The following is a 9960-nucleotide window of genomic DNA, read 5'->3' on the forward strand; positions in this document are numbered from 1 at the left end:
GGGTGGCACCGGCGCAATGATCCCTCCCGACACCCTCTTGGCCTCAAGCCCCCGGACCGTCGCGTCGGACCGCCATGCCCGGTTGGCCGAGGAGTTGTTCGCCGCCCTGCGCGCCGCCACCAGCGACGGTATTGGCATCACCCGGGACAGCTACGGCCCGGGCGAATCCGTGGCGCTCGACATCGTCGACGCCAAGGCGCGGGCGCTCGGCCTGCGGACGGAACGCGATGCCGGCGCCAATCTCGTGGTCACCCTGCCGGGGACGGACCCGGACCTGCCGTTCCTGGCCTGCGGCTCGCATCTGGATTCGGTGCCGCGCGGCGGCAATTTCGACGGCGGGGCGGGCGTCGTCGCCGGCCTGGCAGTGCTGGCCGGCATGGCGGCCGGCGGCTTCGTGCCGCGCCGGACGATCAAGCTGTATGCCTTCCGGGGTGAGGAGAGCGCCTGGTTCGGCAAGCCCTATCTGGGATCTAAAGCACTGTTCGGATGCCTGACACCGGCGGATCTGGCGGCGCGCCACGCCGTGTCCGGCCGGCCGCTGCGCGACCACATGCGCGATGTCGGCGCCGCGGTCGACCGGATCGAACGGGGCGAAGCGCTGCTGGACCCGGCCCGCGTGGCCGGGTGGCTGGAGCTGCATATCGAGCAGGGGCCGGTGCTGGTGGCGCAGGGCTTGCCCGTCGGCATCGTCACCGGCATACGCGGCAATGTCCGCCACCGCGCCGTCGAATGCGTCGGCGAGGCCGGCCATTCCGGCGCCGTGCCGCGCTGGCTGCGGCATGACGCGGTGGTGGCGACGGCGAAGCTGATCACCCATCTCGACCGGCACTGGCGGGCGCTGCTGGAGCGCGATCACGACCTGGTGGTGACGACGGGTGTTCTCGGCACGGACGCGGCCGAACACGCGATCGCCCGCATCCCCGGCAATGTCCATTTCAGCTTCGAGGCGCGCAGCCAGAGCCGGGACACGCTGCAATCCTTCTACAATCTGTTCCTGACCGAATGCGCGCTGGTCGGCAAGGAATGCGGCGTCGAGTTCCGGCTGGATGCGCGGCAGGACTCCGCCCCGGCGGCGATGGCGCCGGCCTGGGTCGAACGGCTGCGGGCCGCGGCCCGCGCGCTGGGCCTGCCGGACGAGCCGATCGCGAGCGGGGCCGGCCATGACGCGGCGGTGTTCGCCGCGGCCGGCGTGCCCAGCGGCATGATCTTCGTGCGCAACCAGAACGGATCGCACAACCCGCATGAGGCGATGGAGATGGCCGATTTCCTGGCCGGGGTGGCGATCATGCACGCCGCCATGGTCGAAGCGTCTCGCTGATATCAGTCACTCAGCGGCGGCAATATCGATCGAATTTAACTCGATATTCATGAATACAGTGACCCAGGCAGCAATAAATTATCCAATGATATATTGGATCATTCAGCATATCATACTATAAATCGAGATTATTTCTTGACATCATTTATGGATCATCGATTAACTCCGCCAATCATTACATGAGGGGAGAGCGCGAGATGAACGACCTTCTGATCTGGTTCCGCGGTCAAAGCGACGGCATCGGCACCTACACCACGCTCCGGGCCTTGTGCATCGAGGGCCGGCAGGCGCCGGGCATGGAGGCCGCGACCCGCCAGCTGCTGGTCGCGGCGCTCGACGGCTTCATTGAGCGGCTGCAAGGCGAGCCGTTTCCGGCCGACCTGGCGCGGGCGGCCCGCAACAACACCATCGCCCTGCTGGAAGAAGCGCTGGCGGTGGAGCGGGCGAATGACAGCGGCAAGGTCGAGATCCTCAATCAATTGGCGTTCCGCGAGATCATTGCTTTCGACCACGCCGCGGCCTGACGGCGGACGGCGCCGCGGTCAGGGGTAGGCCAGCACGGCCTGCTTCACCGCGGCGATGGTCGCGGGCCGGTCGATATCGGTGGCAAGGGTGACCTCGATGCCGTCCGGCCGCGCACTGCCCCGCCGATCGAACACGCTCATCCCGCGGGTGAATTGCCCGGACAGTTCGACCCGCACCGCCGTCGTCTCCGACTGCAGCAGCGACGGCGCGACGAAGGGCAGGACGGCGCAGCAATCATGCACCGGCGCATGCGACAGCCCGAACCGTTCGCGCTGCCGTTCGAGGTAGAAGCCCTGCAAGCTGGCGACGGCCCCGGCGGTGCGCCGGCCGGACGCCGCCAATTCGTCGATGTCGCCGGAGGAGAATCCGAAGCTCCGGGTGAGGTCATAGCCGGCCAGGCGGCACGGGATGCCGGAGGACAGGACGATCGACGCCGCCTCGGGATCCGACGCGAAATTCGCCTCCGCCGCGGCCGTCCGGTTGCCGGTGCCAGCACTGCCGCCCATGATCGAGATCTCCCGCACCCAGGACCGCATCCGGGGTTCCTTGCGGATGGCGATCGCGAGGTTGGTCAGCGGCGCCGTGGCGATGATCGTCAGCTCCTCGCGATGGCGGCGGGCGCTTTCGACCAGCACATCGACCGCGTGATGGCCGGTGGGGGTGAAGGCGGGTTCGGGCAGGTCGGCGCCGTCGAGCCCGGTCCGGCCATGGGTGGAGACGCCCGGCCGCTCGCCGATCAGGGGGCCGGCACAGCCCGCCGTCACCGGGATGAACAGCTCGGCCAGCGCCAGGACCCGCAGCGTGTTGCGCGTCGTGTCCTCGACCGAGGCGGTGCCGAACACCGTGGTGATCTCAATCAGGTCGAGATGCCGGGCTGCCAGCAGGATGGCAACGGCGTCGTCATGGCCCGTGTCGCAGTCGATCACGAACTTCATCGGCGGATCCCACCCATTCCGTGCCTGGCCCTCCCTAAGCCTGCAGAGTCGAAAAATTGAGAATACGTCGCTCTGGCACTTGATTCTATATCCTATAGGATTTTACGTTAAGAGGCTGTTTAGAGATGTGCTGGCGAGAGTCGGGAGGAATCGTGGTGGAAAGCCCGCTCAAGGCCGCGGCAAGCTTGGTGATCGATTCCCTGAAGCTGTCGATCGGCAGCGGCCGCCTGGCGCCCGGTGCGCCGATCCGGCAGGACCAGATCGCCGCGGAACTCGGCGTCAGCCACATCCCGGTGCGCGAGGCGCTGCGCCAGCTGGAATCCGAAGGGCTGGTCGTGGCGGCGCACAACCGGGGCATGACCGTCGCCGTCCTGAGCGAGGCGGAGGCCGTCGAGCTGACGGAGTTCCGGGCCCTGCTTGAGGCGCATCTGACCGGGCGGGCGGTGCCCCGGCTGACGGAGGAAGACCTCGCCTATGCCGAGGCGCTGGTGAACGCCATCGACGTCGCGCCTGACACACCGGAGGTCACCCGGCTGAACGCCGAATTCCACCGCAGCCTCTATCGCCGGGCCGACGCCCCCTATTTCCTGCGCGCGGTGGAACAGGCCCGGGTCAATCTCGGCCGCTACCTCATCATGACCTGGGGGTCGCCGGGGCAGATGGACCGGTCGCAGGACGACCATCGCCAGATCCTCGAGGCCTGCCGACGCCGCGATGCCGACGCCGCCAGCCGGATCGTGGAACAGCATGTGCGGGCCATCGGCGCCACGATCGTCGACCAGATCCGGCGGCAGGAGCAGGCCGAACGGGCCAAGCCGCAGCCGCAACGGCGGCGACGGGCCGTCGAAAAAACCGACATCTAAAAAACGACATCTGAGGGAGGAACGCGCGATGCATTCGGGGTCTCGCCGGAATTTTCTGCTGGGCAGCCTGGCCTTGGGCGCCGCCGCCGGCTTCGGCCCGGCCAGGCCGGCACAGGCAGCTTCGGGTGCGCTGCGGGTGGCCTGGGTGGGCTGGGGCGACCGCCAGGTCGTTCCGGTCCTCGATGCCGTGAAGGCCCTGGTGCCGGAGATCGACGTGACGGTCGAGACCATTCCGGTGTCCCAGTACTTCCAGGCGCTGGAGGTCCGGCTGGCACCGCGCAACGGCAGCCCCGATGTCTTCATGGTCGACGGGCCGCTGACCGCCTCCTATGCCGTGCGCGGCCATATCCGCGACCTCTCGGATGTCATCGACCCCGGCAAATTCGCCCCGGCCGCGGTCAAGCAGGCCACCTTCGAGGACAAGCTCTACACCGCGCCCTTCGCCACCAGCTCGCAGCTGCTGTTCTACAATCTCGACCTGCTGGAGAAGCGCGGGGTCGAGGCACCGCCGGCGGATGTCGGCCAGCGCTGGACCTGGCAGCAGCTGACGGATGCGGCACAGCGCGTGTCGGACCCGGCCAGCGGCGTGTGGGGCTTTTCGTTCGAGCAGGCGGACCGGCCGTACCAGCTGTTCCCGCTGATGCAGTCGCTGGGCGCGCGCACCGTGTCGGCCGACGGCCTGCAGGTCACCGGCTACATCGATTCCGCCGAGGCGATCGAGGCCTTCGGCTTCTACCAGCGCCTGTTCCAGGACTGGAAGCTGAGCCCGCCCGGCCTGTATGACGGCCCGCTGGTGCAGGAGCTGTTCGGCGCCGGCAACCTGGCCTTCATGGTGGCCGGCACCTATGTCATGGACAATCTGCGCCAGAAATTCCCGTCGGTGCGCTGGGGCGTGGCCCCGCATCCCTATTTCCAGGGCGGCAAGCCGGTGACGCCGACCGGGTCCTGGCATGTCGGGGTCAACGCCAAGTCGCGGAACATGGACGGGGCCCTGGCCTTCCTGGGCGCCATGATGTCGCCGCCGGTGATGAAGACCTGGTTCGAGGTCCGCCCCTTCCCGCCCGTGTTGAAGAGCCTGTGGGACCCGACCGTGGCGCCATTCACCGCGGAGGGCTGGAAGATCGTCCGGTACGAGCTGGACAACACCGCCGAGATCCGGCCGCAGACGCCGGGATACGCCGAATACGAGGACACGCTGAAGCTGGCGGTCCGCGACATCCAGGGCGGTGCTGCGGTCGACCAGGTGCTGCAGGCCGCGGCCGGCAAGATCGACCGGTCGCTGGCGAAGTACCGCGGCTAGGGCAGATGATTTTAGGTCAGCTCACGCTGGAACGACCGCACGACCCTCCCCTTCCACCAGGATATTGCTGATGCTCCGAGCCTCCTGGCCCACCGTGGCCGGCTTCCTGTTTCTCGCGCTTTCGGGGCTTCTGCTGTTCCGCGGCATCCCGGTCGTGATCGCCATCGTCGGATCCCTGTTCGGGGAATCCCTGCGCGGCGAGCCGCTGTTCGTCGGCTTCGGCAACTACGCCAGCCTGTTCGCGGATGCGGAGTTCTGGCACGGCGTGCTGCGGACCGGGCTGTTCAACCTGCTGGTCAACCCGATCCAGATCGGCTGCGCCTTCATCCTGGCGCTGCTGGTGCTGAAACCCAGCCGGGCCAGCCGGATGTTCCGGGTCGCGCTGTTCCTGCCGATGTGCATCTCGCTGACCCTGGCGTCGGTGCTGTGGAGCATCCTGCTCGACCCCTCGCTCGGGCTCGTCAACGGCATGCTCGCGGCGCTGGGGCTGGACCGGCAGATGTTCTTCCGGTCGGAGGGCCAGGCGCTGTGGAGCCTGATCATGCTGGCGACGTGGAAGAGCGTCGGCTACTGGATGATCTTCCTGCTGGCCGGCCTGGTGGCCATTCCGGCCGACATCTACGAGGCTGCGGCGATCGACGGGGCGACCGGGTTCCGGCGTTTCGTCGCGATCACCCTGCCGCTGATGAAGCGCCCGCTGCTGTTCGTGTTCGTGGCGGACACCACCGCCAACTTCCTGTTCTTCGCGCCGGTCTACCTGATCACCGGCGGCGGGCCGAACGGCGCCACCAGCTTCCTGATGTTCCAGGCGTATCAGAGCTCCTTCGTCCTGGTCGACCACGGCCGCGGGCTGGCGATCTCGACCATCATCCTGGCCCTGATCGGCGTTGTCGCGGCGCTGGAATTCCGCGTGTTCCGCCCATCGGGCCAGGAGTGAGCCGCATGACACCGGGACAGGCACGGACCCGCATCCGGATCGCGGAGGGGTTGCGCTACGCGTCGCTCTCGATCATCGCCCTCGTTCTGCTGGCGCCGCTGCTGTGGATGATCGTGACCTCGCTGCGGCCGCCGGAGGAGATCTTCCGCTTCGCCACGCGCTTCTCGCTGCAATCGCTGATCCCGACGCGATGGACGCTGGAGAACTACAACCGGATCATGGCCGGCGACTTCCCGCGCGCCATCGGCAATTCGTTGTTCGTCACGACATCGACGGTCGTGCTGGGCATCTTCGTCAACGCCCTGGCCGGCTTCGCCTTCGCCGTCTTCCGATTCCGCGGCCGCAGCCTGCTGTTCGGCCTGGTGATCGCGTCCTTCATGATGCCGTTCGAGGCGATCATCCTGCCGCTCTACATCCTCGCCCGCTGGTTGGGCTGGACCGACAGCTACCAGGCGCTGATCCTGCCCGACGTGGCGAACGGCTTCGTGATCTTCCTGTTCCGCCAGTACTTCCTGAGCATCCCGAAGGAGCTGTATGAGGCGGCGCGGGTCGACGGCGCCGGCTGGTTCCGCATCTTCGCGCGGATCGCCATGCCGCTGTCCGGCCCCACCGTGGCGGCGGCCAGTCTGCTGCTGTTCGTGCACCAGTGGGATTCGTTCTTCTGGCCATTGGTGGTGGCCGGCACCGCCGACTACATGGTGATCCCGATCGCGATCGCGCGGTTCTTCTCGATGGAAGGCAACGACTGGGGCGCCATCTTCTCCGCCGGGACGCTGGCGACGCTGATCGCCGCCGTCCCCTTTCTCTATCTGCAGCGCTTCTACGTGCGGACGATGATGGGGTCGGCAGTCAAGTGACGGCGCCGCACTGACTCCTACAGGAAGGTCCGGATGAACGGATCGAAGGCGTATTCGAGCACGGTCCGGGTCCCGGTGGTGATCGAGACTTCGGCCGGGGTGCCGGTGGACAGAGTGATATGGGGCGCCACCTGCTTCAGCGTCGCCGGGTCGACCTCGATCTTGCCCAGGAAGTAGGCGCGCCCGGTCTTTTCATCCTGCGAGCTGTTGGCGGCGACATAGATCACCCGGCCCTCGACCCGGGGCAGGTTGCGCTGGCTGTAGGCGATGAAGCGGACCCAGGCCGGCTGTCCCTCGCGGACGATATCGATGTCGTTCGGCTGGACCTGGACATCGAGCACCAGCTTCGCGCTGGCCGGCACGATCTCCATGATCGGCGCACCGGGCGAGATGACACCGCCGACGGTGTGGAACTTCCGCCCGGTGACCGTACCGTCGAGCGGGGCCACGATGCGGGTGCGGACGAAGATGTCGCTGCTGGCGCGCAGCCTCTCCTCGAGCCCGGCCAGCTCCTTCTGCGTCTTGGCTCGTTCCTCGGAGACCTTGTCGCGGAAGTCGCTGTCCAGGGCCAGGATCCGCGCCTCGCTTTCGTCGACCGTCTGCTCGGCCTTGGCGATGGCCGAAAGGTCGGCGGCTTTCTGGCCGGCAAGTTGTGCCTGGCCGCGCTGCAATTTCAGGAGTCGCGGCAGCCGCTCCAACCCCTTCGCGACCAGCGGGGCGACACCGTTGATTTCCTGCTGGATCAGCTCCAGCTGGGTTTCCGCAGCCGCGATCTGCCCTTCCAGCCCCACGACCTGCGAGCGGCTCTGGCCGATGCGCTGCCTCAGGACCGCCTTCTGGCTCAGAATCGATTCGCGGCGGGATGCGAACTGATCCTGTTGTGCCTTGACCAGGGCAGAGGCCGCCGGACTGGCCGGAGCTTCGGTCAGGATGGTCTCGGGCCAGATGATCGAGGCCGCGCCCCCCTGCTCGGCATCCAGGCGCGCAATCGCGGCAATCGCGGCCAGGCGCTGCATCCGCACCATGTCGACCGTCGCCTTGTTCCGCGTCGCATCCAGGACGAGCAGCGTGTCGCCGGCCTTCACCGCATCGCCGTCGCGCACCGTCAACTCGCGGATGATGCCGCCTTCGAGGTGCTGGATCGTGCGTTTGTTGCCTTCCGGGCTGACCGCTCCCGTCGCGATCGCCGCGCTGGCGAGAGGCGTGAACGCGGCCCAGACGCCGAATCCCAGGACGAACACGCCGATGACGGCGCCGCCGATCAGGCTCAGCCGGGTCAGGCCCCGGGCGTTCTGCCGAAGTCCTGCCTCGGTGTCGTCGAGCGGACCGGGCTGCAGGGCTCCGCTTTGCACGGCCGGCAGGCGGGGCTGTCCCGGCTCCTGTGAGATCAACGACATGGTCGGGACGTCCTTCTGCGCGGCGACAAGACCGGTTCGACGACCCGCAGCATGTCGGTGAGGGCGGGCGCCATCGGCATCCCTGCCTGCGCGGCCGGCCGGGCCTTCGCCATGCCACTCCCCTCCCCTGCGTGGCTGCGGTCGCCGGAGCGCCCGATCGGACACAATGTTATCGCGAAACGGCCGCGCCGCGAAGGGGTCTAGGGTCCGACAGGCGCGCCACGCCCGAATTGTTACAGAAAACGGGAGCGAAGCTGCGCCGTCGGCGGCGCAGCTTCGATGTCAGGCAGCCTTGGACGGGGCGTCGACCTTGTGGATGGCGCGGAGGCCGACCTGCACCCGGTTCCACAGGTTGATCGTGCCGATCAGCAGGGTGAGGTTGCCGATCTCGGCGTCGCTGAAATGGCCCTTCAGCAGCGCGTAATCGGCGTCCGGGGCGCCGGTCTCGGCGACCTTGGTCAGGCTCTCGGTCCAGGCCAGCGCGGCGCGCTCGCGGTCCGTGAACAGCGGCGATTCACGCCAGGCGCTGAGCAGGTGGATCCGCATGGCGCTCTCGCCATGCTTCATCGCGTCGGTGGCGTGCATGTGGATGCAGAAGGCGCAGCCATTGATCTGCGACGCGCGCAGCTTGACCAGTTCGATCAGGCTGTGCTCGAGGCCGCTGGCCTCGACGGCGGTGCCGACGGCCATCATGGCCTTGGTGCCCTCGGGCGCGACCTGGAAGATGTTCAGGCGTGGGGTCATCGGTAGCTTTCCTTGAAGGCGAGGTTGGTCGAGCGGGCGTCAGCGATCGCCCAGAGGGTGAGGAGCGCGCCGAGGATGGCCGGGAGCGTGACGGCCGGAAAATCGCGAAGGATGACCGACGGCCCGCAGATGCCGACGGCAACCTCCCAGAAGTGGAACAGGGCATGGCCGGCCAGCCACAGGGTGGGCGCGGCCCAGGAGATGATGCGGTATCGCGGCTGCGCGGCGCCGACCAGGTAGGCGGTGCCGACGAACAGGAAGATCAGGCCGATATCGCGGATGAAGTGCTGGTTGAACGGGCCGGTGGTGGTCACGCCAGGCACCGCGACGTACCAGCCGTCGGGCGAGACCAGCATGAACACGCCGTTCGCTTCGGCCAGAACCCCCATGAGCACGGCCACGCCGATGCAGATCTGCTTCAGCATCACGGACTCCTTTCTGGCTCGGTCACGGCTTCTTCGGCGCCGGGACGTTGGCGAGCCACCAATCGAAGGTGGTGGAGCCGAGACGGGCGGCTGGCCCAGGCATCAGCGATGTGTCGTCGACCTTGATGCCGAAATACGGCGCCTCGGGATCCGTGATCACCCGGCGCGGATCCTTGTCGTGGGCAAGGACCTTGGCGACCAGACTGTCGAGATGGACCGGGGTTGGCCCGCCGACCTCCCGCATCCCGTTCGCCGGCGCGGCCAGCGCCGCCTCGGCCACCGCGGCCGCGACGTCCTGCGCCGCCATCGGCTGGAACAGCGTGTGCGGCAGGCGCACGGCGCCATCCACCCTCGAGATGTCCGCGATGGTGCGGATGAACTCGAAGAACTGGCAGGCGCGGAGCAGGGTGTAGGGGATCGGCGAGGCCTTGATCAGGCGCTCCTGCGCCAGCTTGGCGCGGAAATAGCCGCTGTCCAGCAGCCGCTCGGTGCCGACCACCGACAGGGCGACATGGTGCCGGACCCCGGCCTTGACCTCCGCCGCGGTGATATTGCGGCCAGCGGCCTGGAAGAACTCCAGCGCCGGCCCTTCCTCGAAGGACGGCGAGTTGGCGAGGTCGACGACGACATCGGCCCCCGCCAGTGCCTCGGCCAGCCCC

The 9960-nt window shown here is 67.9% G+C and carries 11 protein-coding genes; 6 read left to right on the forward strand and 5 right to left on the reverse strand.

Annotation, left to right across the window (positions count from 1 at the left end; all coding sequences use genetic code 11):
- Together AC3XYG_RS11945 and AC3XYG_RS11950 are read left to right on the forward strand one after the other, a co-directional pair.
- The coding region (locus tag AC3XYG_RS11945; RefSeq protein ID WP_489140055.1) for a Zn-dependent hydrolase at positions 1-1318 on the forward strand (1318 nt) is incomplete at its 5' end.
- Positions 1319-1515: 197 nt separating this feature from the next.
- A complete protein-coding gene (locus AC3XYG_RS11950) occupies positions 1516-1842 on the forward strand; it encodes a hypothetical protein (protein WP_489140056.1) in 327 nt (108 codons plus the stop codon).
- 18 nt (positions 1843-1860) lie between these two features.
- On the opposite strand, the gene AC3XYG_RS11955 is transcribed toward AC3XYG_RS11950, so the two are convergent.
- Positions 1861-2778, reverse strand: coding sequence for a nucleoside hydrolase (locus AC3XYG_RS11955; RefSeq protein ID WP_489140057.1), 918 nt, complete (start codon positions 2776-2778; stop codon positions 1861-1863).
- Between the two features lie 155 nt (positions 2779-2933).
- Between AC3XYG_RS11955 and AC3XYG_RS11960 the strand changes: the two genes are divergently transcribed.
- From AC3XYG_RS11960 to AC3XYG_RS11975, 4 genes are all read left to right on the forward strand, one after another.
- Positions 2934-3641 (forward strand): GntR family transcriptional regulator, encoded by a 708-nt coding sequence (locus tag AC3XYG_RS11960; protein WP_489140058.1) that lies wholly within the window; start codon positions 2934-2936, stop codon positions 3639-3641.
- Positions 3642-3669: 28 nt separating this feature from the next.
- Positions 3670-4941, forward strand: a complete 1272-nt coding sequence (locus tag AC3XYG_RS11965; RefSeq protein ID WP_489140059.1) for a sugar ABC transporter substrate-binding protein — start codon at positions 3670-3672, stop codon at positions 4939-4941.
- 70 nt (positions 4942-5011) lie between these two features.
- Entirely contained in the window at positions 5012-5878 is an 867-nt protein-coding gene (locus tag AC3XYG_RS11970; RefSeq protein ID WP_489140060.1) for a carbohydrate ABC transporter permease, read from the forward strand.
- Between the two features lie 5 nt (positions 5879-5883).
- Positions 5884-6735, forward strand: coding sequence for a carbohydrate ABC transporter permease (locus AC3XYG_RS11975; protein WP_489140061.1), 852 nt, complete (start codon positions 5884-5886; stop codon positions 6733-6735).
- A gap of 17 nt (positions 6736-6752) precedes the next feature.
- On the opposite strand, the gene AC3XYG_RS11980 is transcribed toward AC3XYG_RS11975, so the two are convergent.
- From AC3XYG_RS11980 to AC3XYG_RS11995, 4 genes are all read right to left on the reverse strand, one after another.
- Positions 6753-8132, reverse strand: coding sequence for an HlyD family type I secretion periplasmic adaptor subunit (locus AC3XYG_RS11980; protein WP_489140062.1), 1380 nt, complete (start codon positions 8130-8132; stop codon positions 6753-6755).
- A 282-nt stretch (positions 8133-8414) separates the two neighbouring features.
- A complete protein-coding gene (locus AC3XYG_RS11985) occupies positions 8415-8876 on the reverse strand; it encodes a carboxymuconolactone decarboxylase family protein (protein WP_489140063.1) in 462 nt (153 codons plus the stop codon).
- Positions 8873-9301 carry a hypothetical protein gene (locus AC3XYG_RS11990; protein WP_489140064.1) on the reverse strand — a complete coding sequence of 143 codons (429 nt, stop codon included), beginning with the start codon at positions 9299-9301 and terminating at the stop codon, positions 8873-8875. Before AC3XYG_RS11990 ends, AC3XYG_RS11985 begins: the two co-directional genes overlap by 4 nt.
- Before the next feature lie 22 nt (positions 9302-9323).
- Positions 9324-9960: SDR family oxidoreductase (locus AC3XYG_RS11995; protein ID WP_489140065.1), on the reverse strand; the 637-nt coding region annotated here is incomplete at its 5' end.

The sequence above is a fragment of the Inquilinus sp. genome, assembly GCF_057815775.1.